Consider the following 23466-nt stretch of genomic DNA (forward strand, 5'->3'; position numbering starts at 1 on the left):
AGCAGCAAAATCGCACCTGGCGCTGGTGATTTTCACAATAGGCAGCCCAGGTGGCGGCGCTACCATCGACGCAAACCGGTACGCCGTATCGGGTGCGCTAGATAAGAACAAGGACAACGCCATGGCTTATTTCCCCAATGTCGAGAAGGTCCGCTACGCCGGGCCCGACAGCGATTCCCCGCTTGCCTTCCGCCACTACGAGGCCGACCGCCTGGTCATGGGCAAACCCATGCGTGAGCACCTGCGGATGGCGGTCTGCTACTGGCACACCTTCGTCTGGCCGGGTAGCGATGTCTTTGGTCAGGGCACCTTCCAGCGGCCCTGGCAGGCGGCGGGTTCGCCCCTGGAACAGGCGCGCGCCAAGGCCGCCGCGGCCTTCGAATTCTTCAGCAAGCTGGGCGTGGACTACTACTGCTTCCACGACACCGACGTCGCCCCCGAAGGCGCCAACTTCACCGAGTACCGCGAGAACTTCGCCCGCCTGGTGGACGAGCTGGAACGTCACCAGAGCGAGTCCGGCCTCAAGCTGCTGTGGGGCACCGCCAACTGCTTCAGCCATCCGCGCTACGCCGCCGGCGCTGCCAGCAACCCCGATCCGGAAGTCTTCGCCTGCGCGGCCACCCAGGTCTGCACCGCGATGAATGCCACCCACCGCCTGGGCGGCGAGAACTATGTGCTGTGGGGCGGCCGCGAAGGCTACGAGACCCTGCTCAACACCGACCTTGCGCGCGAGCGCGAGCAACTCGGCCGCTTCATGCAGATGGTGGTGGAACACAAGCACCGCATCGGCTTCCAGGGTGATCTGCTGATCGAGCCCAAGCCCCAGGAGCCCACCAAGCACCAGTACGACTACGATGTGGCCACCGTCTTCGGCTTCCTGCAGCAGTTCGGGCTGGAGAAGGAGATCAAGGTCAACATCGAGGCCAACCACGCCACCCTGGCCGGCCACAGCTTCCAGCACGAGATCGCCAGCGCCGTGGCCCTGGGCGTCTTCGGCAGCATCGATGCCAATCGCGGCGATCCGCAGAACGGCTGGGACACCGACCAGTTCCCCAACAGCGTCGAGGAGATGACCCTGGCGATCTACGAGATCCTCAAGGGCGGCGGCTTCACCCGCGGCGGTTTCAATTTCGACGCCAAGGTGCGCCGCCAGAGCCTGGACGAGGTGGACCTGTTCCATGGCCACGTAGCGGCCATGGATACCCTGGCCCTGTCCCTGGAGCGCGCCGCAGCACTGCTGCAGGACGACCCCCTGGGCAAGTTCAAGGCCGAGCGCTATGCCGGCTGGGAGCAGTCCCTCGGCCAACGCATCCTGGGGGGCCAGCTGAGCCTGGAACAACTGGCCGAACACACCTTCAGCCAGGGCCTGGCGCCCCAGCCGGTGAGCGGTCGCCAGGAAATGCTCGAAGGCGTCGTCAACCGCTATCTGTATCGCTAGTGGCCGCGAGAGCGGGTCGGAAGAAATGCCTGCCCGACCCGCTTGTGCAAGACCGCTGAATCGTTACACTCGAACCCGTTCGCCTGCTCCACAACAACAATAACCAAGGACGCCATCATGAACTTCAAGACGACCCTGCTCGCCGGTCTGCTCGCCCTGTGCACCACCGGTTTCGCCCAGGCCGATGCCCAGCATCCCAAGATCGGTTTTTCCATCGACGACCTGCGTCTGGAGCGCTGGGCCCGGGACCGCGACTATTTCGTCGCTGCCGCCGAGCAACTCGGGGCCAAGGTCTATGTGCAATCCGCCGACGCCAACGAGCAGCGCCAGCTGTCGCAGATCGAGAACCTGATCTCCCGCGGCGTGGACGCCATCGTCATCGTGCCCTTCAACGCCACGGTGCTGAACAACGTGGTGGCCGAGGCCAAGAAGGCCGGGGTCAAGGTGATCTCCTACGACCGCCTGATCCTCAACGCCGACATCGACGCCTACATTTCCTTCGATAACGAGAAGGTCGGCGAGATGCAGGCCAATGGCGTGCTCAAGGCCCAGCCCAAGGGCAATTTCTTCCTGCTCGGTGGCGCGCCCACCGATAACAACGCCAAGATCCTCCGCCAGGGCCAGATGAAGGTCTTGCAGCCGGCCATCGACAAGGGCGACGTCAAGGTCGTCGGCCAGCAGTGGGTCAAGGAGTGGAACCCGACCGAGGCCCTGGCCATCGTCGAGAACGCCCTGACCGCCAACGACAACAAGATCGACGGCATCGTCGCCTCCAACGACGCCACCGCCGGCGGCGCCATCCAGGCTCTGGCCGCGCAGAAGCTGGCCGGCAAGGTGGCCGTGTCCGGTCAGGACGCCGACCTCGCCGCCATCAAGCGGGTGATCGCCGGGACCCAGACCATGACCGTCTACAAGCCGCTCAAGCTGATCGCCTCCGAGGCGGCCAAGCTGTCGGTGCAACTGGTGCGCAACGAGAAGCCGGCCTTCAACTCCAGCTACGACAACGGCACCAAGAAGGTCGACACCCTGCTGCTCACGCCCACCGAGCTGACCAAGGACAACGTCGACCTGCTGGTCAAGGACGGCTTCTACACCCAGGCCCAGATCGACGGCAAATAACCACTGGCCACCGGCTGGCTGCCTGACGCCTGGCGTCGGGCGGCCCCTGGGCAAGGAGCGGCCATGGCCGACTATCTGTTGGAAATGCACGGCATCGCCAAGAGCTTTGGCGGGGTGCGGGCGCTGGACGGCATCGACCTCAAGGTGCGTCCGGGCGAATGCGTAGGGCTGTGCGGCGAGAATGGCGCCGGCAAGTCCACCCTGATGAAGGTGCTCTCGGCGGTCTACCCCCACGGCACCTGGGAAGGCGAGATCCGCTGGGACGGGCGTCCGCTGGAAGCCCAGTCCATCGCCGAATCCGAGGCGGCCGGCATCGTCATCATCCACCAGGAACTGACCCTGGTGCCCGATCTGTCCGTGGCCGAGAACATCTTCATGGGCCACGAACCGCGCCGCTTCGGCGGGCGGCTGGACTATCCCACCATGTTGCAGCGCTCGGCCGAGCTGATGCGCCGGCTCAAGGTGCCGGACATGAACGTGGCCCTGCCGGTGTCCCAGTACGGGGGTGGCCTGCAGCAATTGGTAGAGATCGCCAAGGCGCTGAACAAGAACGCCCGGCTGCTGATCCTCGACGAACCGACCTCGGCGCTGACCACCTCCGAGATCGCCGTGCTGCTGGACATCATCCGCGACCTCAAGGCCCAGGGCGTGGCCTGCGTCTACATCTCGCACAAGCTCGACGAGGTGGCGGCCATCTGCGACACCATCACGGTGATCCGCGACGGCAAGCACATCGCGACCACGCCCATGGCCGAGATGGACATCGACCGCATCATCACCCAGATGGTCGGCCGCGCCATGACCAACCTCTACCCACAGATTCCCCATGAAATCGGCGAGGTGATCTTCGAGGCGCGTCGCTTCACCTGCCTGGACGTCGACAATCCCCAGCGCAAGCGCGTCGACGACGTCTCCTTCGCCGTGCGCGCCGGTGAGATCCTCGGCATCGCCGGGCTGGTGGGCGCCGGGCGCACCGAGCTGGTCTCGGCCATCTTCGGTGCCTACGACGGCCGCTACGAGGGCGAGGTCTGGCTCAATGGCCAGCGCATCGACACCCGCACCCCGCTGAAATCCATCCGCGCCGGCCTCTGCCTGGTGCCGGAAGATCGCAAGCGCCAGGGCATCATTCCCGACCTGGGGGTGGGCTCCAACATCACCCTCACGGTGCTGGACAGATTCGCCCACCTGAGCCGTATCGACAGCGAGGCGGAACTGTCCTGCATCGACACCGAGATCGCCCGGCTGCAACTCAAGACCAGCAGCCCCTTCCTGCCCATCACCGGCCTTTCCGGCGGCAATCAGCAGAAGGCGGTGCTCGCCAAGATGCTGCTGGCGCGGCCCAAGGTGCTGATCCTCGACGAGCCCACCCGCGGCGTCGACGTCGGCGCCAAGTTCGAGATCTACCGGCTGATCGGCCTGCTGGCCGCCGAGGGCGTGGCCATCGTCATGGTCTCCTCGGAGCTGGCCGAGGTGCTCGGCGTCTCCGACCGGGTGCTGGTGCTCGGCGAAGGCCGGCTGCGCGGCGATTTCCCCAATGAGAATCTGACCCAGGAGCGGGTACTGGCCGCCGCCCTGGGCACCACCGAACGGGCGGTCGCCCAAGCCCGGGAGCACTTCTGATGCACGCCGTGAAACAGCTGTTCACCCGTTACAAGATGCTCGCCCTGCTAATCGCCGTGGCCCTGATCTGGCTGTTCTTCAGCTGGCAGACCGAAGGCGGCTTCGTCACCCCGCGCAACCTTTCGAACCTGCTGCGGCAGATGTCCATCACCGGCATCCTCGCCTGCGGCATGGTGCTGGTGATCATCGCCGGCGAGATCGACCTGTCGGTGGGCTCGCAACTCGGCCTGCTCGGCGGGGTGGCGGCGATACTCGACGTCACCTACCACGTGCCCCTGCCGATCACCCTGCTGGCGGTGGCCGCCGGCGGTCTGCTGATCGGCCTGATCAACGGCTACCTCAGTGCCTATCGGGGGATACCGTCCTTCATCGTCGGCCTCGGCGGCATGCTGGCCTTTCGCGGGGTGCTGCTGGGGCTCACCGGCGGCGTCACCGTCGCCCCGGTATCGCCGGAGCTGGTCTACCTCGGCCAGGGCTATCTGCCGCCGGTGGTGGGCAGTGTCCTGGGCGTGCTGCTGTTCGCGGTGGCCGTGGTGCTGACCTGGCGCCAGCGCAGCAAGCGCAAGACCCTCGGCCTCGCCCTGGCGCCGCTGTGGCGCGACGTGCTGCGGGTAGTGGTGATCGGCGTGGTGCTGGTGGCCTTCATCCAGACCCTCAACCGCTACGACGGCATCCCGGTGCCGGTGCTGATCCTGCTGGTGCTGCTCGGGGTATTCAGCTACATCACCAGCCAGACGGTATTCGGCCGGCGCATCTATGCGGTGGGCAGCAACCTGGAAGCCACGCGGCTGTCGGGCATCAACGTCCAGGCGATCAAGCTCGGCATCTTTGGCCTGATGGGCGTGATGTGCGCCCTGGCCGGTCTGGTCAACACCGCCCGCCTGGCCGCCGGCTCGCCCTCGGCCGGCACCATGGGCGAACTGGACGCCATCGCCGCCTGCTTCATCGGCGGCACCTCCATGCGCGGCGGCTCGGGCACCGTCTACGGCGCCCTGCTCGGCGCCCTGGTGATCGCCAGCCTGGACAACGGCATGTCCATGCTCGACGTGGACAGCTACTGGCAGATGATCGTCAAGGGCAGCATCCTGGTCCTGGCGGTGTGGGTCGACGTCAGCACCCGCACCAGCCGGCGCTGATCGGGATGGCCAGCGGTGGATGAGGCTGTGCCGTCATCCACCCTACGGCAGGCTAGCTATTGCTCCGAATGACCCCCTCTTCCCTTGGGAGAGGGCCGGGGTGAGGGCGGACGCCTCGTGGCTCGCGGCCATGGGCCGCTCCTACAGGGGAGGCATCCCGCGATCACTCCTCTGTCTGCCTCGCGCTGTGTTGCCCTCTCTCCCTCCGGGAGAGGGCTGGGGGTGAGGGCGGACGCCTCGTGGATCGCGGCCATGGGCCGTTCCTCCAGGGGAGGCATCCCGCGATCACTCCTCTGTCTGCCTCGCGCTGTGTTGCCCCCTCTCCCTCCGGGAGAGGGCTGGGGTGAGGGCGGACGCCTCGTGGCTCGCGGCCACGGGCCGCCCCTACAGGGAATGCATCCCGCGATCACTCCTCTGTCTGCCTCGCGCTGTGTTGCCCCCTCTCCCTCGGAAGAAGGCTGGGGTGAGGGCGGACGCCTCGTGGATCGCGGCCATGGGCCGCTCCTACAGGGGAGGCATCTCGCGATCACTCCTCTGTTCGCCTCGCTCTTTGTTGCCCCCTCTCCCTCCGGGAGAGGGCTGGGGTGAGGGCGTACGCCGCGTGGATCGCGGCCATGGGCCGTTCCTCCAGGGGAGGCATTTCGCGATCACTCCTCTGTCTGCCTCGCGCTGTGTTGCCCCCTCTCCCTCCGGGAGAGGGCTGGGGTGAGGGTGGCTCGACAGGTGCTTGATCCCACCTGCGACCTCCGCTCAGCTCTCGAACCGCTGCACCCGTGGGCCGCGTTGGCGCAGGTCGGCGAGGCTTTCCGGGCTCAGGGTGCCGATCGCACGATCAAGGTCGCGCTGCAGGTCCTTGATCACGGTGGCCAGGGTGGTGTTGCATTCCAGGTTGCACAGGGGAATGGCCTTGGTGACCGTGACCGCGCGGGCCGTGTCGGTGACGGTGAACAGCAGGGTACGGTCGGCGCGGCGCGGGACGGCCAGGCAGGAGTGCGGGCTGAACGCGGTAATCAGCATATCAATGGCGTTTTGCATGGGCAGCTCGTCCTTGTTGTGACCGTGAAAGCGTGCGACTCAGACGTCCCCGCGCGCTGAAAGGTTCAGTCCAGAGCGATTGCACGATGCCCCTTTCATCCTATGAGACTGCTCCGGCACCTGGTCGGTATTGGTCGCTGACGCAGGTGCAGGCAGCTGGCGCCTCCATGCCAAGGGGTAAACCAGGCGCCGCGCCATCCATCCCTGGCCTTTGACGCCCGCGCCGCGCTGCGGCAGAGTGCGCGCCCTTTCGTGGTGCGGAGTCGGCGATGAACGCGGTGGTGGTGGCGGTAGGGCTCATGCTGGTCTTGAGCCTGGCCCGGGTGCACGTGGTGGTGGCGATGATCGCCGGCGCGGTGGCCGGTGGCCTGGTCGGCGGCCTGGGTTTGGAAGGCACCCTGCTGGCCTTCAATGCCGGCCTGGGCAACGGCGCCAAGGTGGCGCTCTCCTATGCGCTACTGGGCGCCTTCGCCGTGGCCATCAGCCAGTCGGGGCTGGCGCACATGCTCGCCGATCGGGCGCTGGCGCTGATGGAGCGTCAGGCCGCCCAGGGCGGGCGTTCGCTGCGCTGGGCGCTACTCGGTCTGCTGCTGGCGGTGTCCATCGCCTCGCAGAACATCCTGCCCATCCACATCGCCTTCATTCCGCTGCTGGTGCCGCCGCTGCTCTACGTGCTGACGCGCCTGGAGCTGGATCGCCGGCGGCTGTCCTGCGTCATGACCTTTGGCCTGATCGCCCCCTACATGTTCCTGCCGGTGGGCTTTGGCAGTCTCTACCTGCACGACATCCTGCTGGCCAGCGTGGCCCGCGCCGGGGTGGACGTCAGCGGCGTCGATCCCAGCCGCGCCATGCTCTTGCCGGCCCTGGGCATGGTGGTCGGCTTGCTGCTGGCGGTGTGCGTCAGCTACCGCCGGCCACGTCGCTACGATCTGGCCCGGGTGGCGCGTACCGAGCGGGCCGACCGCCCCTACAACGGCCGGACCCTGGCGGTGGCCCTGATCGCCGTGGTCGCGGCCTTCGGCGTGCAGCTCTGGCTGGATTCCATGATCCTCGGCGCCCTGGTCGGCTTCGTGGTCTTTACCGCCACCGGGGTGGTGCGCTGGCGGGAGGCGGACGATCTGTTCAGCGAGGGCGTGAAGATGATGGCGGTGATCGGCTTTATCATGCTGACCGCCGGTGGCTTCGCCGAGGTGCTGACCGCCACCGGCCAGATCAACGACCTGGCCGCCACCGCCGCTGCCCTGATCGGCGACAACCGCGCCCTGGGCGCGCTGCTGCTCCTGCTGCTGGGCATGGTGGTGACCCTGGGCATCGGCTCGTCCTTTTCCAGCGTGCCCATCCTGGCCGCCATCCTCGGTCCGCTGTGCCTGCACCTGGGCTTTTCGCCGCTGGCCATCGTCTGCCTGATCGGTACCGCCGGTGCTTTGGGCGATTCGGGTTCGCCGGCCTCGGATTCCACCCTCGGGCCCACTTCCGGTCTCAACGTGGACGGCCAGCACAGCCATATCTGGGACACCGTGGTGCCATCCTTCCTGCACTTCAGCCTGCCAATGATGCTGTTTGGCTGGGCGGCGGTGCTGCTGCTGTAACCGGCAGTTGCCGCTCGGGCGCAAAGCATCGGCCGGGCGGGTCCAAGGCGTATAGCCCAGGAGCCGCCCATGTCCACCCCCGCCATCCGTATCGAACCTCTCACCGAAACCGACTTGCCCGCCGCCACCGAAGTGGTCCGCCTGGCCTTCGCCACCTGGATGGGGGCCGCCGAACCCGGAGAATTCTGGAACGATCGCGACTATGTGCGCAGTCGTTTCGCCGCGCCCCATACCGCCTGGTTCAAGGCGTTGGATGCCGGGCGACTGGTCGGCGCAGTCTGCGTCACCCGCTGGGGCCGTCACGGCATCCTCGGGCCGCTGGCGGTACATCCGGACTACTGGGACGCCAAGGTGGCCAAGGCGCTGATGGGCGCCGCGGTGGAGCAGCTCGATGCCTGGCAACTGGTGCATGCCGGACTCTTCACCTTTCCCGACAGCCCCCGTCACCTGGGGCTCTACCAGGGCTTCGGCTTTTGGCCGCGTACCCTGACCGCGGTGATGGCGCGTCCGGTGCAGACGCAACCGGCACCGCCAGCGCTCAGATTTTCCCTGGCGGCCAAGCCCGATCGACTGCTGGCCGCCTGCGCCGAACTGGGCCGGGCCAATGCTCCGGGTCTGGATGTGTCCGCCGAAATGGCCGCCGTGCGAGAGCAGGGGCTGGGCGAAAGTCTGGTGCTGGAAGACGAAGCGGGACGGATGGAAAGCTTCGCCGTCTGCCATTTCGGTCCACGCAGCGAGGCGGGGAGCGGCGTCTGCTACGTGAAGTGCGCTGCTGTCCTGCCGGGAGCGGGGGCGGAGGCGCGCTTCGCCCGATTGATCGCCGCCTGCGACGGCCTCGCCCGGGACCATGGCCAGCAGCGGCTGTTGGCTGGCGTCAACACCGCGCGCCGGGGTGCCTACCAGTGGCTGCTGGCCCAGGGCTTTCGCAGCGAGATCCTCGGCATCACCCTGCACCGGGGCGAAGCCCATTACGACCATCCCGAGGTCTGGCTGCTGGACGACTGGCGTTAGGCCTTGGTGCTGTCCTCAGCGGTCTTCTTGCGCGACCGACTGCGGGGCTTGGGCGCTGGTGGCGCGACGCTGCTCTGGATGCCGCCGACCTGGGTCAGGTTGTCGTCGGGCTGATCTTCCAGTTCGCGGTTGGCCTGAAACCAGTGTTCGAAATCCTGGCCATGGGGACGGCCTTCGTGCTCCCAGATTTCATAGGCGCGCTGGCGGATGCGTTCTTCAAGATTCATGCAAAGGACCTCTAATGGAAGGGCAGGGAAGCGCGGCCAAAGGGTCCGGCGCTCATCCTGACTAGGCCCGGTCAAGCGTTGAAAAGTTCTTCCCGGTTGGTGTGTCCCGGATAGTGTTTCCGCTTGCCAGGCTCTGGCACGGGGTTCTGCACGGAAAAACCGTTCGTCGAGGTGTGGCTAGGTATGCCAGGCGCGGCGATAGGCGCCCGGGGCTACGCCATAGGCCTGCTTGAACTGGCGAGTGAGGTGGCTCTGGTCTGCAAAGCCCAGCTGCAGGGCCACGTCCAGGGGTGCCCAGCCGGCGCGCAGTAGCCCCTGGGCGCGGGTCAGGCGCTGTTGCTTGAGCCAGGCGTGAGGCGGCAGACCGGTCGCCCGGCGGAATACCCGCAGGAAGTGAAAGGGTGACAGCCCCACGGCCTGGGCCAGTTCTTCGAGACTCGGTGGTTGTTGCAGGCGCTGGCCGAGCAGCTCCCGGGCGCGTCGTACCGCCAGGGGTTCACGGCCCGGCTCGGTGAGGGCGCCCAGGCGGGCATGACGCCCGAACAGCAACAACAGGGCTTCGCGCCAGGCGGTCTGCTGCTCCAGGGCCTCGGCACCCTGGTCGGCCAGCTGATGCAGCTGGCTGAAGGCCGCGCTCACCTGGGCATCCTGCAACACGCTGGTGGTGAAGGCCGGGATGGCGTCGAGCGGGCGCCCCAGTTCGGTGAAGACCGGTGCCAGTTGCGCCAGCGTCGGATAGAAGCCGCGGTACTGCCAGCCTTCCTCGACCGCCGTGGCGCCGGTGTGCAGTTCGTCCGGGTTGATCAGCACCATGCTGCCCGCCGCGGCCAGGTGCTCGGCACCCCGATGGCGAAAGCGCTGGGCACCGCGCTCGATCACGGTGAACACATAGCCTTCGTGCACGTGGGGAGCGAAACGCTGCCGGCGATACCTGGCGTGCAGCAACTCGACGCCGCCCAGGCCGTAGGCCGACCAGAGACGGGCGCTTTCCTGTGGTTCCTTCATGACGCTCTCGTGGCGCGACCGAACAGTGGGCTTGGTTTCACCTTAGCAAAACTGGCCCGTGGCTAGAGCAGCCAGCGCAGCAGATAGAACACTCCCATGCTGAGCACCACCGTGGTCAGCACCCGCCGCGTCCACAGCATCAGTCCTACCGCGGCCAGACCTGCCAGCAGATAGGGATCGACCAGGGTGGCCGCCAGGGATTTCTCGCCGGCGAACAGGATGGGGCCGCAGATGGCGGTGAGCATTCCCGGGACGGCGAATTCGAGAAAGGTGCGCAGATTGCGCCCCAGGCGCAGCGGCAGGCGCGGTTCGAGAAAGAGATAGCGATTGAAGAACACCAGCGCGGCCATGCCGAGCAGGGTAGCGAGGATCATGACTGTCGCTCCCGCAGGCGACGCACCCCGAAGCCCACGCACATGCCGGCCAGCCCGCCCAGCACCAGGGCGCCCTGCCACTGCAGGTGATGCAGCCAGACCGACACCAGCAGCGCCGTGAGCACGCAGGCGACCGTGGCCAGATCCCGTACCAGCGGCACCACTAGGGCGATGAAGGTGGCAGCGATGGAGAAGTCCAGGCCCAGGGCGCCCAGGTTCGGCAGCACCCGCCCCAGCAGCAGGCCGGCCAGGGTGAAGAGATTCCACAGCAGGTAGAAGCTCAGCCCCATGCCCAGGGCGCGCCAGCGGTCGAAGCCCGCCGGTTGTTCGGCATGGTTCAGGGCGAAGAACTCGTCGGTGAGCAGAAAGCCGAAGCCCAGTCGCCAGGGCAGCGGCTGGGGCGCCAGTACCCGGCGCATGTGCAGGCCATAGAGCAGGTGCTGGGAGGTCAGCAGCAGGGTGGTCAGCAGGATGGCGGCCAGGCCCGCGCCGGCCTTGAGCATGCCCAGGGCCACGAGTTGGGCCGCGCCGGCGAACACCAGCAGGGAAAAGGCCTGACCCTCCAGCACGCTGAGGCCGGTCTCGATGGCCAGGGCGCCGACCAGGATGCCCCAGGGGGCGCAGGCCAGCGACAGCGGCATGATCTGCCAGGCGCCCTGGAGGAAGGCGCGGCGGCGGGAAGCGGTCATCGGCAAGCTCCGGAGGGCAGGGGATACCCAGGATGCCGTGCCGCGTCGCTGCCGTCTTGAACGTTCTTGCGCTAGGTGGCCCTAGTCTTCCAGCAGGGCGAACAGCTCCAGGTACTGCCGGGTCAGCTTGTGGCCTGGGTCCAGGTGGATCAGGGGGCGATGCTGCTGGTGGGATTCGCGCATCTTCACCGAGGCCATCAGCGGCGCCGCCAGCACCGGCAGGTCGCGCGCCTGGAGTTCCTCGATCAGCTGGCGCGGGGTACTGGCCTGGGCGTGGTACTGGTTGATGACGATGCCCTCGACCGCAAGCTTTTCGTTGTAGTCCTCGCGGATCTCGTCCAGCTCCTCGATCAGGTCGTACAGCGCCTGCTGGGCGAAGACATCACAGTCGAAGGGGATCAGGCAGCGGTCGGCGGCGATCAGTGCCGAGATGCTGTAGAAGTTCAGCGCCGGCGGGGTATCCAGGTAGATGCGGTCATAGTCTTCGCCGAGCTTGTCGAGGTACTTGGCGAGCTTCTGGATCTTGTACTTGGATTCGAGCTTGAACTGCAGCTCGGTCAGCTCGCCGGAGGCGGCGATCAGATCCAGATTCGGCCAGGCCGTGGCATGGATGTTGGCCTGGGCCTTCTTGCCGCCGCTCAGGGTCTGCTTGAAGAAGTCGGCGATGCCGTGGGGCAGGTCGTCGCCTACCTGGCCGGTGAGGTACTGGCTGGAGTTGGCCTGGGGATCGAGGTCCACCAGCAGGGTGCGATAGCCCTCGTGGGCGCTGATGGCCGCCAGGTTGCAGGCGATGCTGGACTTGCCGACACCGCCCTTCTTGTTGAAGACCACGCGGCGCAGGGCATGACCAGAGGGAGAGCTGTGTGCGTTCATTGAGTCGTCCCGACAGAAATGGAAAGCCAGAGGCACAAGGCCCGATCGACCGTTTCGCTTATACCGAAACGCCACGCTCGGACGATGACGAATTTATGGCCATTGCATGACAGCTGTATGACGAGACTAGCGCAACGGTGGAACCTTGGCGCCTGCTCACCCTTCGAACTCGGCAAGCTCCCGCCGAGAATCCACCATGAATACCCGTCGACTTTCCGCCTTGCTGCTGCTCGCCTGTGCTCCCCTGGCCCAGGCCGCCAACGACACCCAGTCGCCGGTACCGGTACCGGGTGCCCCTGCCCAGACCGATACCCGGGTGCTCGAAGCCGGCGCCGATGTCTTGCAGCGCAAGCCGCCCATCGCCGCCCTCAACACCTACCTGGACGGCTTCCATTTCTACAATGGCCATCCCCACGGCCAGATGGAAGCCCACCACTATTGCAGCGTCCTGGGCGAGGAGATGTTCCAGTGCGTGATCTACGACGGCAACGTGGCCGACGCCAAGTTGATGGGCGTGGAGTACATCATCAGCGAGCGGCTGTTCAAGACCCTGCCCGAGGCCGAGAAGGCGCTCTGGCACAGTCACGTACACGAGGTGAAATCCGGCCAGCTGATCGCGCCCGGCGTGCCCCAGGTGGCCGAGCACCGGCTGATGGACAAGCTGGTGCACACCTATGGCAAGACCTGGCACACCTGGCATACCGACCAGGACCTGAAGCTGCCCCTGGGCGTCCCCCAGCTGATGATGGGCTTCACCGCCGACGGCCAGCTCGATCCCAAGCTGCTCGCCGAGCGTGATCGCCGCCTGGGTGTCTCCAGCGCCGAAACCAAGGCCGCCCGCGCCGACCTGCCGACGCCCGCGGTCGCCCCCGGCGCCGACGCCTGGCAGCAGGGCAAGGTCATCCAGCTGCAGGACCCCACCGGCCAGTTGCATGACCACGACAGCGAGCACACCGAGAAGGGCGTCAACGCCAGCTCGAACAAGCCCTGAGGGTAGGTTAGGCTCCGGTCAGGAACCCGACTGGAGCCTACCATGCCGTTGCCCGTGCTGCAGACGCCCCGCCTGCTGCTACGTCCCCTGCAGTTGGGGGATGCGGAGGCGATCCAGCGGATCTTTCCGCAGTGGGAGATCGTGCGGTACATGGCCGCTCATATTCCCTGGCCCTATCCGGAAGACGGCGCTCGGCGTTTCTTGCAGGACATCGCCTTGCCAGCCATGGCGCGGGGTATTGAATGGCACTGGTCGCTGCGCCTGCGCAGCGATCCAGAGGTGCTGATCGGCGTCATCAGCCTGCATGACGAGCCCGATAACAATCGGGGTTTCTGGCTGTCCCCGGCTTTTTGGCGCCAGGGACTCATGGGCGAGGCCTGCGCGGCGGTGAATACTTTCTGGTTCGAAGACCTGCAGCGCCCGTGCATGCGTGTACCCAAGGCAGCCTTGAACGAGGGGTCGCGGCGTCTGTCGCAGCGCGAGGGGATGCGCCTCATCGCACAAGGCGAATCCGACTACGTCTGCGGCAAATTGCCTTCAGAGTTATGGGAGCTGAGTCGGGAGGCCTGGCGGCTGACCCACAAGGATCAAGCCTAGGCGCCTTGAACGCGTTGCGCGGCCGCCCCACAGCGCTGGCAGAAGCGCGCGAAGGCACTCTTGCGCGCCTGGCAGCCCTGGCAGTGGTCGTGCAGCCCGATGCCACAATGAGGGCAGAAGTCGAGGCTGGCGTCCTTGAGCTCCACCGGTCGCTCGCAGCCCGGACAGACGCCCTTGGCCAGGCGCGCCAGGGCGGTGTCGTAGTGCAGCTCCTCGCGCCGTACCGTGTCGGGTTGGGCTTCCTTGAGGGCCAGGCGGGCACGATAGTCCTGCAGGGCGCGGATGGCATGGCGTCCACCCAGCACCGTCAGCAGGATCCCGACTAGATAGCGGACATAGCCGCCATAGCTGGGCAGGTAAGGCACCAGCTCGACGAAGAAGGCGAACAGCGCGAAGAAGATGAACCCCCAGACGAAGGGCCACCAGGTGCTCTGGCGCTGCTTCACGAACAACCAGGCGGCGACGGCCAGCAAGGGTAGCGTCAGCGCCAGGCGATAGAGGAAGACCCGCAATTCGGCCTGCCGTTGGGCATCGAGCCAGGCCTCCTGGGCCGCGTCGCTAAGGTCGGTCAGGCTGCGCGCGGCGGCAGCCGAGCGCTGTTCGGCGGCGAGCAGGGCCTGCTGCTGGCGTTCGACCTCCCGTTCGGCCCCGCGCTCACCGGCCTTGAGGTCGTCCAGCGCGCGACTGCGGGCGATCAGTTCGCCATCCTGCTCGGGACGCTGGGTGGTCTGGCGGGTGGCCAACCAGTTGTCGAAGGTCTCGCGATTGGCCTGGTAGCTGCGCGCCGCGGCCGCTTGCTGCAGCTGGGCCTGGTCGAGGGCGTCCTGGGCGTCGCGCCTGGCCCGATTGGCCTGGCGCTGGACGTCACGCGCCGCGGCGGTGGCGGCCGGATCCATGAAGTCTTCCAGACTCTGCTGGCGTTCCACCTGGGGCAGGTCGCCGACCAGGGTGCCACCCAGGCCGATCAGAAAGCTGGCGAATACCAGCGCCAACAGCCAGAGGCCGCGGTTGAACCATTTTTCCGATAGCCGCAGCGATTTGCCCATGGATCCCTCCTGGTCGAAAGAAGGCTCAGCTTAGCCGTTCCCTGAGCGATCCGCTCAGGCCAGCTTGATCGCCACCACGCCGGCGACGATGGCCAGGCCGGCGCAGATTCGCCCCAGCGGTAGCGTCTCGTGCAGCCAGAAGACTCCGATCAGCAGGGCGAAGAGCACGCTGGTCTCGCGCAGCGCCGAGACCAGGCCGATGGGCGCCTGGGTAGTGGCGACGATCACCAGGCTGTAGGCCAGCATCGACATCACCCCGCCCACCAGGCCGGCGCGCCAGTGCGGGCCGAGACCGGCAAAGGCCGTCGCGCCGCGGGTCAGCCGCAGCACCAGGGCCGCCACTACGCCGTTCACCGCGAACAGCCAGAGGGCATAGGCCACGGCGTTGCCGCTGGCCCGTGCGCCGAGGGCATCGGCCAGGGTATAGGCGGCGATGAAGGTGCCGGTGGTGAAGGCGCACACCAGCAGCGCCAGGCTGGGCGGTGTGCCGCGCCGGGCACCGAGCAGCGCCATCAGCGCCAGGCCGGTCACCAGCAGGCCCAGGCCGAGCAGGGCCGGTGGCGAGAGCACTTCGCCCAGGGCGAGAAAGGCTACCACGCTGACCAGCAGCGGCGCGCCGCCGCGCGAGAGGGGATAGACCTGGCCCAGGTCGCCATAGCGATAGGCGCGGGCGAGAAAGGCGTTGTAGCCGATGTGCAGCAGGGCGGAGAGGGCGATCCAGGGCCAGGCGGCCGCTGGGGGCAGGGCGACGAAGGGCAGCGCCAGCAGCGCGGCGAGGCCGGCGCCGATCTGGATCAGGCTGGCGGTGAGAAAGCGGTCGAGGCCGATCTTGAGCAGGGCGTTCCAGCCGGCGTGCAGCAGGGCGGCGAGCAGTACCAGGGCGAACAGGGGCGTGGTCACGAGGCCTCCGGCCAGGCGGGTCCATCAGTCTAGCCCAGGGTGCCTTCCGAGGCGTTGCCCATGGCGTCGGGCCGTTGTACGCCGCACACTGGCAGCCGTCCCTTCTCGTCCGGCCAGGATGGCTGCCATGACTTCCTCTTCTTCCGTTCCGCCGGCCATGCCGCCCGCCACCCCGCGCCACGGTGCGGTCGGTCTGGCACTGGTCGCCGGACTGTCGCTGCTGGCCGGCATGACCGACGCCATCGGCTTTCTCGCCACCGGCGATTTCGTTTCCTTCATGAGTGGTAATACCACCCGTCTAGCGGCCGACGTGGCCGCCGGTCGCTGGGCCGCCGCGGCGCACCTGGCGCTGGCCATCGGCACCTTCGTGCTGGGCAATGCCGGTGGGGTGTTGCTGCAGCGCCTGACGCGGCAACGGGCCTGCCTGCTGCTCGGGCTGCTGGCCCTGCTGCTGGTGCTGGCGGCCGGCCTGCCCGCCGGGCGCCTGGCACTGTTGACCGGGGTATTCGCCATGGGCATGGTCAATGCCGTGGTGGAGCAGGTCTATGGCCTGCCCATCGGCCTTACCTATGTCACCGGCGCCCTGTCGCGTTTCGGGCGTGGTCTGGGGCACTGGCTGCTGGGTGAACGTCGCCGCGGCTGGGGCATCCAGTTAGTGCCCTGGCTGGGCATGCTGCTTGGCGGAGTGCTGGGTGCTGCCCTGGAAGCACGGCTGGGCCTGGCGGCCTGGTACGCCAGCGCCGCCCTGGCGGCGGCGTTGGCAATGGTGTTCCGTCTGGTGCCGCGGGCCTGGCAGCTGGGGTATCTGGCGTCATGAGCGAAGCACCGCAAGCCCTGGGTGTCGGCGCCCGCGATCCCGAGCTGGGGCAGACCAAGGTCCGCCTGGCCTTCATCCTGCCGGCCTCGGCCTACATCGTTGGCGCCTGGGCCTGGGGGCTGTTCGGCGATGCCATCCTGCTGGCCAACCTGGCGTGCTACGGCCTGTTTTCCCTGGTGGCCATCGGACTCTTCTTCGAGGTGCGCCGTCGGCCTGGGGTGAAGCCGTGGCGACGCTTCCTGGCCATGTGCCTGGACTTCAGCGCCATCACCTTTTCCTCCATCACCAGCGGCGAGGCCTTGATGCCGCTGTTCGGCGTGCTGCTCTGGGTCACCGTAGGCAACGGCCTGCGCTATGGCCGTGGCTACCTGCTGCTGGCGACCGGACTGTCGCTGACCGCCCTGAGCGCCATCATCGCCGAAATGCCCTTCCTGCAGCGCTATCCCACGGTTGCCCTGATGATGCTGGTGACCGCGCTGCTGGTACCCGGCTACGTCTATTTCCTGCTGACCCGCATCCAGGATTCGCTGCGCGAGACCCAGGCGGCCAACCTGGCCAAGGCGCGCTTCCTGGCCCAGGCCAGCCATGACCTGCGTCAGCCGATCCACTCCATCGGCCTGTTCACCGCCTGCCTGCGCGACGGCCAGCTGAGCGCGGACCAGGGGCGGCTGGTGGACAACATCGACCGCTCCCTGCTGGGCGTCGAGCAGCTGTTTCGCTCGTTGCTGGACATCTACACCCTGGATCAGAAGCAGGTCAGCCCCCGGCGCACGGCGGTCGACCTGGATACCCTGTTCGACGACCTGATCCGGCAGAACGCCGAGGCCGCGCGCTGGGCCGGGGTGGAGGTCCGCTGGCGCCCCTGCCGGCTGCAGGTCTACAGCGATCCGGCACTGCTGCTCACCTCGCTGCAGAACCTGCTGTCCAACGCCCTCAAGTACGCCCCGGGACGACCGCTACTGCTGGCGGTACGGCGGCGCCAGGGCCGGCTCGCCCTGGTGGTGTACGACCAGGGCCCGGGCATCGCGGCAGAGCACCTGCCGCATCTGTGCGAGGAGTTCTATCGGGTACGGGAGGCGCGGGATCGCGACATCGAAGGGGTCGGCCTGGGGCTGTCCATCGTGCAGCGCATCGCCCGGTTGCTCGATCTGGAACTGCGCATCCGCTCACGGCCCGGCCATGGCACCGCGGTCAGTCTGCAGGGCCTGCCGCTGGCCGCCGTACCGCCGGAGCCCCGGGTGCGGGCGGCGAGCGGACCCCAGCACCTGCTCGCCGGCTGGCGGGTGCTGCTCATCGAAGACGACGCCAACGTCCTGCTCGCCACCGCGACCCTGCTGCGCAGCTGGGGCTGCGAGGTCACGACGGCCACCAGCATTCCCACCGGCGCGGTGGCCTGCGATCTGGTGATCACCGATTTCGATCTGGATCGCAGCGCCTCGGGTGCTGACTGCATCGCCTATCTCAATCGCTTGCAGGGACGGCGCATTCCGGCCGTCGTGGTGACCGGGCACGACATTCCCCAGGTCCAGCAGGCGTTGGGCGATCCCGAGATTCCAGTGCTGGCCAAGCCGGTGCGGCCGGCGGAATTGCGTGCCCTGCTGCTGGCCTTTCGCGTCGCCGCTAGCTGAGCGAGCGCTGGGCGCCGAGGCCGGCCTTGGCGCCAAAGGCGGCCGCGGCGGCACGGGTGCCAACGCCCAGGGTACGCAGCAGCGCGGATACGTGGATACGCACGGTAAAGGGCGAGATGGCCAGGATCCGCGCGATTTCCTTGTTGCTCAGGCCCTGGGTGATCAGACCGAGCACCTCCAGCTGCCTGGGCGTCAGCGCCTGCACCCGGTGGTCGGGGGCCAGGGCCGTCGGCGCCAGGGTCGCCGTGGCGTAGCGCACCACCGGTTGCCCGGCCAGGCAGTCGGCGATGGCTGCGGCCATGGCGGCCGGGGGCAGGGCCTTGCCGATGAAGCCATCCACGCCGGCGGCCAGGATGTGCTCGATCACGGTGGCGTCTTCGAGCATCGAGACCACGATCAGGGTACTGCGCTTGAATTCCTGGCGCAGGGCGCGCAGTGAAAAGCTCAGGTCCTGACCGGGGTAGAGCAGGTCCAGCAGCAGGCCGGTGGGCGGCTCGCCCTGGCGCGCCAGGTCCAGCACCTGCTGCAGGCTGTCGGCCTGTTCCACCTGCGCGTCGGGCTGCAACTGGCGCAGGATGCGGACCAGGCCTTCGCGAAACAGGGGGTGATCGTCGGCGACGATGAAACGTTGCATCTGTGGCTATCCTGGGGCCTAGGACACCGGTCGCAACCCCGGGGCGGCCCAAAACTTTTAGTCTAGCGCAGCGGCGGAGGGTGGACCATTGGTAATACTCCCGGCCGTGCCCAGCTGCCGCCGCATCAGCCACTCGAAGGCACCGGTCAGCAGCACGGCCGCGCAAGCCAGGCCCAGCGCCAGCCCCCACCAGACCCCGTGCGGACCGAAGCCTGCATGCACCCCCAGCAGCCAGGCGCTGCTGGCCCCGATCAGGCAATAGCAGAGCAGGCCGCCGTAGAAGCCAAGACGCGCCTGGCGGATGCCACGCAAGGCGCCCTGGGCGATGCTCTGGGTGCCGTCGAAGATGACGAACAGCGCGGCGATCAACACCAGCTGGCGTGCCAGCTCCGTGACCGGACTACGCTCGTCTGGCAGAAACAAGCCCACCAGCCAGCCAGGAAAGCACCAGAACAGCAGGGCGATGCCCAGCATCACCAGAGCCCCGCCGCCGATGGCCAGCCGTCCGACCAGCAGCGCCTCGCGTGGCCGTCCCGCGCCTTGGTGCTGGCCGATGCGGATGCTGGTCGCATAGGACAGTCCCGCCGGCAGCATGAACACCAGATACACCAGCTGGTTGGCGATCTGGTTGGCCGCCAGGGCCGTGGTGCCCAGGGCGCCCATGCACAGCGCCGCCGCGAGAAACAGGCAGGCTTCCACCGCATAGGTGCCGCTGATCGCCAGGCCCTGGCCAAGGGTGTCGGCCAGGGCGCGACGGTCCGGCCGGCGCAGATAGCGACGCAGGGGATAGGGGGCATAGGCCGGATGACGACTGATATACAGCGCCAGGCCCAGGGCCGCGCCGTTCATCACCACGGCGGTCACCGCGCCGACGCCTGGCAACCCGGGTTGCGGCAGGCCGCCCCAGCCGTGCAGCAGGGCCAGATTGAGCAGGGCATTGAGCACCGCCGCGCCCAGCACGATGGTCAGGACCGGTCCGGGGCGCTCCAGGGCGCTGGTGAAGCCGCGCAGAGTCATAAACAGCAGGTGGCCGGGCAGGGCGAAGGCCAGGCAGCGCAGGAACACCCCCGCGGCCTGGCGGCTTTCCTCCGGCTGGCCAGCCAGGGCCAGCAGCGGCTCGATGTGCCACAGCAGGGTGCCGGCCAGCAGCGCCAGCACCCCGGCGATCCAGATCCCCGCCGCGGTGACCGCCGCCACCCCTTCGGTATCCCCCGCCCCCCGGCGCAGGGCCGCCAGATTGGCCACCGCAGTGATCACCCCCACGCAGATCACCGAAACGAAAGAATAGACCGCTGCCCCCAGGCCACCGCCGGCCAGCGCCGCCGGCCCCAGGCGGCCCATCATCAGGGTGTCGGTGAAGACCATGGCGACATAGGCCAGCTGGGCACCGATCAAGGGCAGGGCGAGACGCAATAGCGCGAGCAATTCGTGACGCGGCAGAGACATGGGGCTCTCGCTGAACAGATGGCCAAGCGGCCGGGCTTTGACAAGAACTCATTGTTGGATCCTGCCGCGCCGCCCACAATCGGAAAATAGCCATGCCATCCATGAGTCTGAGTCATGCCTGAACACGCCTCGCGCCTGCCGCCCCTGTATGCCCTGCGCGCCTTCGAGGCTGCGGCGCGGCATGGCTCCTTCACCCGGGCTGCCGGGGAGTTGTCGCTCACCCAGAGCGCGGTCAGCCGCCATGTGCGAACCCTGGAAGAAACCTTTGGCTGTCGCCTGTTCGAGCGTGCCGGTCGCCAGCTGGTGCTGACCGAGGCCGGCAAGCTGCTGTTGCCCGGCCTGAGCGAAGGCTTCGAAGCCCTGGCGCGCGCGTGCGGCAATCTGGCCGTGGACGAAGGCACCCTGAGACTTAAGGCACCCACCACCCTGTCGTTGCGCTGGTTGCTGGCCCGGCTGGCGCGCTTTCGCCAGCTCAGTCCGCAACTCGACATCCAGCTCACCAGCGTCTGGATGGCCAGCGACCGGGTCGATTTCGTCCATGAACCCTTCGACTGTGCGGTGCTGCTGGGCGACGGTCGCTTTCCGGCCGACTGGGAGGTGGTACCGCTGTTCGAGGAGTGGCTGGTGCCGGTCTGCTCGCCGACCGCCGCCCGTAGCGGTGACTGGGATGTGGCGCGCCTGCAGCGGGAAGAACTGCTGCATCCCACTTTCGACCGCCGCGACTGGCGCCGCTGGCTGCAGGCCATGGGGTTGGCCCAGGTGGTGCCCCTGAGTGGCGGCCAGGTGTTCGATACCCTGGAGTTGGGCATGGCGGCTGCGGCGCGCGGCTACGGAGTCTCCATCGGCGATCTGGTGATGCTCGCCGAGGACGTGGCGGCCGGTCTCATCGCGCTGCCCTGGCCGGCAGCGGTAGCCAGCGGCGACGCCTACTACCTGGTCTGGCCACGTAATCGGCGGGGGCAGGCGCGCTTTCGCCAGCTGGGTGATTTCCTGCAGCAGGAAGTGGCATCCCAGAGCCTTCCTGAGGTCATTCGCCACAAATAAGGCGCCAGACATCTGTCATTCGCTTTAGTTCGTAACGCTACAGCCGATAAACTACCTGTTCATCGCTAAGAAGACCGTCATAGAGCGGTTCGTTTCTGATGTAGCCCTTGCCCTCAACTTTGTACTGCCCTACAGGGATGTAGGCGCTTTGGAGCACTCTATGGTCATTTCCCCACGTCGCAGTATCGCCCGACAACTTGCCTTGGCCCTCAGTCTGGTACTGGTTGTCGTCATTGCCGGCAGTTGCCTGTTCGCCCTCCACGCCCTCAGCCTGTCCATCGAAGACACCCAGCGCAAGCACCTGGGCAGTGAGGCCCGGCTGCTCTCCGATCAGCAGCAGACCTTCCTGGGCACCCTCAAGGTCAGTACCCAGCGTCTCGCCAATCTGTTCGAGCGCCGCTTCGATGGCGGCCTCTCCCGCAGCAGCGACCGCACCGTCGTCGCCGGCACCGACACCCCGGTGCTGCTCTACAAGGGCGCGGCCCTGAACAACGACTTCACCCAGGTCGATGACTTCACCCGTCTTACCGGCGGTACGGCCACCATCTTCGTCCGTGATGGTGACGATTTCATCCGCATCACCACTTCGCTGAAGAAGCAGGACGGCAGCCGCGCCATCGGCACCCGTCTGGACCGCAAGCATCCCGGCTACGCCGGCCTGCTCCAGGGCCAGACCTATGTCGGTCGCGCTCAGCTGTTCGGCCGCTCCTACATGACCCAGTACAGCCCGGTGCGCGATGCCCAGGGCCAGATCATCGCCGTGCTCTATGTGGGGTTCGACTACACCGACGCCCAGGCCCAGCAACTGGCCCAGCTGACCCAGCTGCGCATCGGCGAGACCGGCTCCCTGGCCCTGCTCGACGAGCAGGGCAACTGGTTGGTTGCCCCGGCCAACGCCAAGAAGACCGACGAGTTGCTGGCCGAACTCAAGAAGGATCCCAAGCGGCATGAACACAGCTGGCAGGATGGCAACGAGGACTTCGTCAGCGTCAGCGCGGCGGTCGCCGGCGAAGGCTGGACCGTGGTCGCCACCTTGCCCAAGGCCGAGCTGGACGCTCCGGTGCACGCCGTCGGCCTGCGCCTGGCCATCGGCAGCCTGATCGCCCTGCTACTGGCCGTGGCCGCTTCGGTGCTGCTGCTGCGGCGCAAGCTCAGCCCGCTGGCTCAGCTGGTAGAACGCGCCCAGGCCCTGGGTCGCGGTCAGCTCAGCGTACGCGTTGACGCCCGCAGCAACGACGAGATCGGCGAGCTCGCCCACAGCTTCAACCAGATGGCCGATGCCCTGGCGTCCACCGTCGAGCAGGTACGGGGTTCCTCGCGCGCGGTCACCGATCGCTCCCAGCAACTGAGCCAGCTCTCCGACCAGACCCTGCGTCGTTCCGCCGAGCAGTCCAGCCAGATCGACAGCATGGCCAGCGCCGTGGAGGAGTTCAGCGCCACCGCCCAGAACATCGCCGACGGCATGCAGCGCACCGAGCGCCTGGTGCAGGAGAACGCCCAGCAGACCCGCACCGGCACCCAGGCCATGCAGGGCGCCTCGGGCGCGCTGGAGCAGATCGCCGACTCCCTGGCCAGCACGGCCGAGCTCATCAAGGGGCTGGATAATCGCTCCCAGCAGATTGGCGGCATCATCGGCGTCATCAGCGGGATCGCCGAGCAGACCAACCTGCTGGCGCTCAACGCGGCCATCGAAGCCGCCCGGGCCGGTGAGCAGGGCCGCGGCTTCGCCGTGGTCGCCGACGAGGTGCGCCAGCTGGCCGGTCGTACCAGCGAGGCCACCCGCGAGATCTCCCAGATGATCGGTGCGGTACAGGGCGAAACCCAGCGTGCCATGGGCGCCATCGATGAGGGCAACCGCCTCATGGAGCAGGGGCTGGCGCGCAACGCCGACGTCGCCCAGGCGCTACGCAGCATCGACCAGCAGGTCGCCGATGCGGTCGAGCAGTTCTCCGGTATCGCCCAGGCCACGGCCGAGCAGAGCACCACCGCCACGGCGCTGAGTCGCAACATCCAGGCCATCGCCGTGGACAACGCCGCCCAGCGCGATGCCGCCGAGGTGCTGGCCGGTACCGCGGGCGAACTGCGTCACCTGGCCGAGGAGCTGAGCGCCGAAGTGGGTCGTTTCAGCTAGTCAGACTGTTCTGGCGCAAGCGAAAGGGAGGCTCAGGCCTCCCTTTTTCATTCCCACTCGCCGTAGCCCTTGCCTGGCCGCAATACTCTGACTACTGTATGCAAATACAGTATAAA

General features: G+C 67.4%; 22 protein-coding genes. 12 read left to right on the forward strand and 10 right to left on the reverse strand.

The features are described from left to right. Nucleotides 1-121 precede the first annotated feature (121 nt). From xylA to PJ259_RS17580, 4 genes are all read left to right on the forward strand, one after another. Nucleotides 122-1438 (forward strand): xylose isomerase, encoded by a 1317-nt coding sequence (gene xylA / locus PJ259_RS17565; protein ID WP_271653660.1) that lies wholly within the window; start codon nt 122-124, stop codon nt 1436-1438. A gap of 117 nt (nt 1439-1555) precedes the next feature. After that, nucleotides 1556-2557 (forward strand): D-xylose ABC transporter substrate-binding protein, encoded by a 1002-nt coding sequence (gene xylF / locus PJ259_RS17570; RefSeq protein ID WP_059313239.1) that lies wholly within the window; start codon nt 1556-1558, stop codon nt 2555-2557. A 63-nt stretch (nt 2558-2620) separates the two neighbouring features. Continuing rightward, entirely contained in the window at nt 2621-4177 is a 1557-nt protein-coding gene (xylG, locus tag PJ259_RS17575) for a D-xylose ABC transporter ATP-binding protein (RefSeq protein ID WP_271653661.1), read from the forward strand. Continuing rightward, entirely contained in the window at nt 4177-5313 is a 1137-nt protein-coding gene (locus PJ259_RS17580) for a sugar ABC transporter permease (RefSeq protein ID WP_059313241.1), read from the forward strand. Before xylG ends, PJ259_RS17580 begins: the two co-directional genes overlap by 1 nt. Nucleotides 5314-6063: 750 nt before the next feature. On the opposite strand, the gene PJ259_RS17585 is transcribed toward PJ259_RS17580, so the two are convergent. Next, entirely contained in the window at nt 6064-6348 is a 285-nt protein-coding gene (locus tag PJ259_RS17585) for a hypothetical protein (RefSeq protein ID WP_271653662.1), read from the reverse strand. 269 nt (nt 6349-6617) lie between these two features. Here PJ259_RS17585 and PJ259_RS17590 point away from each other — a divergent pair, with 269 nt between their 5' ends. Continuing rightward, a complete protein-coding gene (locus PJ259_RS17590; RefSeq protein WP_271653663.1) occupies nt 6618-7937 on the forward strand; it encodes a Na+/H+ antiporter family protein in 1320 nt (439 codons plus the stop codon). Between the two features lie 69 nt (nt 7938-8006). Next, nucleotides 8007-8948 carry a GNAT family N-acetyltransferase gene (locus PJ259_RS17595; protein WP_271653664.1) on the forward strand — a complete coding sequence of 314 codons (942 nt, stop codon included), beginning with the start codon at nt 8007-8009 and terminating at the stop codon, nt 8946-8948. Here PJ259_RS17595 and PJ259_RS17600 read toward each other — a convergent pair. From PJ259_RS17600 to PJ259_RS17620, 5 genes are all read right to left on the reverse strand, one after another. Next, the gene (locus PJ259_RS17600; protein ID WP_271653665.1) at nt 8945-9175 is read right to left on the reverse strand and encodes a DUF2934 domain-containing protein; all 231 of its coding nucleotides are present in this window, start codon (nt 9173-9175) and stop codon (nt 8945-8947) included. The two genes, PJ259_RS17595 and PJ259_RS17600, sit on opposite strands and share 4 nt — an antisense overlap. A 177-nt stretch (nt 9176-9352) precedes the next feature. Next, on the reverse strand, nt 9353-10180 hold the full coding sequence (locus tag PJ259_RS17605) for an AraC family transcriptional regulator (RefSeq protein WP_271653666.1): 828 nt from the start codon (nt 10178-10180) through the stop codon (nt 9353-9355). A gap of 62 nt (nt 10181-10242) precedes the next feature. Continuing rightward, complete coding sequence (locus PJ259_RS17610) at nt 10243-10554, reverse strand: AzlD domain-containing protein (RefSeq protein WP_271653667.1); 312 nt, start codon at nt 10552-10554, stop codon at nt 10243-10245. Continuing rightward, entirely contained in the window at nt 10551-11243 is a 693-nt protein-coding gene (locus tag PJ259_RS17615) for an AzlC family ABC transporter permease (protein ID WP_271653668.1), read from the reverse strand. The genes PJ259_RS17610 and PJ259_RS17615 overlap by 4 nt, the downstream gene beginning before the upstream one ends. Nucleotides 11244-11324: 81 nt before the next feature. Then, a complete protein-coding gene (locus tag PJ259_RS17620) occupies nt 11325-12083 on the reverse strand; it encodes a ParA family protein (RefSeq protein WP_271655891.1) in 759 nt (252 codons plus the stop codon). Between the two features lie 229 nt (nt 12084-12312). Here PJ259_RS17620 and PJ259_RS17625 point away from each other — a divergent pair, with 229 nt between their 5' ends. Both PJ259_RS17625 and PJ259_RS17630 read left to right on the forward strand, forming a co-directional pair. Next, complete coding sequence (locus PJ259_RS17625) at nt 12313-13107, forward strand: OBAP family protein (protein WP_271653669.1); 795 nt, start codon at nt 12313-12315, stop codon at nt 13105-13107. A 42-nt stretch (nt 13108-13149) separates the two neighbouring features. Next, nucleotides 13150-13704, forward strand: a complete 555-nt coding sequence (locus PJ259_RS17630; RefSeq protein WP_271653670.1) for a GNAT family N-acetyltransferase — start codon at nt 13150-13152, stop codon at nt 13702-13704. On the opposite strand, the gene PJ259_RS17635 is transcribed toward PJ259_RS17630, so the two are convergent. Beyond that, nucleotides 13701-14750, reverse strand: coding sequence for a zinc ribbon domain-containing protein (locus PJ259_RS17635; RefSeq protein ID WP_271653671.1), 1050 nt, complete (start codon nt 14748-14750; stop codon nt 13701-13703). The genes PJ259_RS17630 and PJ259_RS17635 overlap by 4 nt on opposite strands. Before the next feature lie 54 nt (nt 14751-14804). After that, on the reverse strand, nt 14805-15650 hold the full coding sequence (locus PJ259_RS17640) for an EamA family transporter (RefSeq protein WP_271653672.1): 846 nt from the start codon (nt 15648-15650) through the stop codon (nt 14805-14807). 127 nt (nt 15651-15777) lie between these two features. On the opposite strand from PJ259_RS17640, the gene PJ259_RS17645 reads away from it, so the two are divergent. Both PJ259_RS17645 and PJ259_RS17650 read left to right on the forward strand, forming a co-directional pair. Beyond that, nucleotides 15778-16467 (forward strand): YoaK family protein, encoded by a 690-nt coding sequence (locus PJ259_RS17645; RefSeq protein ID WP_271653673.1) that lies wholly within the window; start codon nt 15778-15780, stop codon nt 16465-16467. Next, nucleotides 16464-18095, forward strand: coding sequence for an ATP-binding response regulator (locus PJ259_RS17650; protein ID WP_271653674.1), 1632 nt, complete (start codon nt 16464-16466; stop codon nt 18093-18095). Before PJ259_RS17645 ends, PJ259_RS17650 begins: the two co-directional genes overlap by 4 nt. Here PJ259_RS17650 and PJ259_RS17655 read toward each other — a convergent pair. Together PJ259_RS17655 and PJ259_RS17660 are read right to left on the reverse strand one after the other, a co-directional pair. After that, nucleotides 18088-18729, reverse strand: a complete 642-nt coding sequence (locus PJ259_RS17655; protein ID WP_271653675.1) for a LuxR C-terminal-related transcriptional regulator — start codon at nt 18727-18729, stop codon at nt 18088-18090. The genes PJ259_RS17650 and PJ259_RS17655 overlap by 8 nt on opposite strands. Before the next feature lie 57 nt (nt 18730-18786). Beyond that, a complete protein-coding gene (locus PJ259_RS17660) occupies nt 18787-20175 on the reverse strand; it encodes a NorM family multidrug efflux MATE transporter (protein ID WP_059313256.1) in 1389 nt (462 codons plus the stop codon). 114 nt (nt 20176-20289) lie between these two features. Here PJ259_RS17660 and PJ259_RS17665 point away from each other — a divergent pair, with 114 nt between their 5' ends. Both PJ259_RS17665 and PJ259_RS17670 read left to right on the forward strand, forming a co-directional pair. Then, nucleotides 20290-21219 carry a LysR substrate-binding domain-containing protein gene (locus tag PJ259_RS17665; RefSeq protein WP_059313257.1) on the forward strand — a complete coding sequence of 310 codons (930 nt, stop codon included), beginning with the start codon at nt 20290-20292 and terminating at the stop codon, nt 21217-21219. Between the two features lie 160 nt (nt 21220-21379). Continuing rightward, on the forward strand, nt 21380-23350 hold the full coding sequence (locus tag PJ259_RS17670) for a methyl-accepting chemotaxis protein (protein WP_059313258.1): 1971 nt from the start codon (nt 21380-21382) through the stop codon (nt 23348-23350). The last annotated feature ends 116 nt before the right edge of the window (nt 23351-23466 follow it).

The sequence above is a fragment of the Pseudomonas sp. JBR1 genome (genome assembly GCF_028198185.1).
GTDB lineage: Bacteria > Pseudomonadota > Gammaproteobacteria > Pseudomonadales > Pseudomonadaceae > Chryseomonas > Chryseomonas oryzihabitans_E.

Excerpts from the sequence above, each read along its gene's own strand:
- xylA (WP_271653660.1), top strand. The coding sequence starts at position 122 with ATGGCTTATTTCCCCAATGTCGAGAAGGTCCGCTACGCCGGGCCCGAC.
- xylF (WP_059313239.1), top strand. The coding sequence starts at position 1,556 with ATGAACTTCAAGACGACCCTGCTCGCCGGTCTGCTCGCCCTGTGCACC.
- xylG (WP_271653661.1), top strand. The coding sequence starts at position 2,621 with ATGGCCGACTATCTGTTGGAAATGCACGGCATCGCCAAGAGCTTTGGC.
- PJ259_RS17580 (WP_059313241.1), top strand. The coding sequence starts at position 4,177 with ATGCACGCCGTGAAACAGCTGTTCACCCGTTACAAGATGCTCGCCCTG.
- PJ259_RS17585 (WP_271653662.1), bottom strand. The coding sequence starts at position 6,348 with ATGCAAAACGCCATTGATATGCTGATTACCGCGTTCAGCCCGCACTCC.
- PJ259_RS17590 (WP_271653663.1), top strand. The coding sequence starts at position 6,618 with ATGAACGCGGTGGTGGTGGCGGTAGGGCTCATGCTGGTCTTGAGCCTG.
- PJ259_RS17595 (WP_271653664.1), top strand. The coding sequence starts at position 8,007 with ATGTCCACCCCCGCCATCCGTATCGAACCTCTCACCGAAACCGACTTG.
- PJ259_RS17600 (WP_271653665.1), bottom strand. The coding sequence starts at position 9,175 with ATGAATCTTGAAGAACGCATCCGCCAGCGCGCCTATGAAATCTGGGAG.
- PJ259_RS17605 (WP_271653666.1), bottom strand. The coding sequence starts at position 10,180 with ATGAAGGAACCACAGGAAAGCGCCCGTCTCTGGTCGGCCTACGGCCTG.
- PJ259_RS17610 (WP_271653667.1), bottom strand. The coding sequence starts at position 10,554 with ATGATCCTCGCTACCCTGCTCGGCATGGCCGCGCTGGTGTTCTTCAAT.
- PJ259_RS17615 (WP_271653668.1), bottom strand. The coding sequence starts at position 11,243 with ATGACCGCTTCCCGCCGCCGCGCCTTCCTCCAGGGCGCCTGGCAGATC.
- PJ259_RS17625 (WP_271653669.1), top strand. The coding sequence starts at position 12,313 with ATGAATACCCGTCGACTTTCCGCCTTGCTGCTGCTCGCCTGTGCTCCC.
- PJ259_RS17630 (WP_271653670.1), top strand. The coding sequence starts at position 13,150 with ATGCCGTTGCCCGTGCTGCAGACGCCCCGCCTGCTGCTACGTCCCCTG.
- PJ259_RS17635 (WP_271653671.1), bottom strand. The coding sequence starts at position 14,750 with ATGGGCAAATCGCTGCGGCTATCGGAAAAATGGTTCAACCGCGGCCTC.
- PJ259_RS17645 (WP_271653673.1), top strand. The coding sequence starts at position 15,778 with ATGACTTCCTCTTCTTCCGTTCCGCCGGCCATGCCGCCCGCCACCCCG.
- PJ259_RS17650 (WP_271653674.1), top strand. The coding sequence starts at position 16,464 with ATGAGCGAAGCACCGCAAGCCCTGGGTGTCGGCGCCCGCGATCCCGAG.
- PJ259_RS17655 (WP_271653675.1), bottom strand. The coding sequence starts at position 18,729 with ATGCAACGTTTCATCGTCGCCGACGATCACCCCCTGTTTCGCGAAGGC.
- PJ259_RS17660 (WP_059313256.1), bottom strand. The coding sequence starts at position 20,175 with ATGTCTCTGCCGCGTCACGAATTGCTCGCGCTATTGCGTCTCGCCCTG.
- PJ259_RS17665 (WP_059313257.1), top strand. The coding sequence starts at position 20,290 with ATGCCTGAACACGCCTCGCGCCTGCCGCCCCTGTATGCCCTGCGCGCC.
- PJ259_RS17670 (WP_059313258.1), top strand. The coding sequence starts at position 21,380 with ATGGTCATTTCCCCACGTCGCAGTATCGCCCGACAACTTGCCTTGGCC.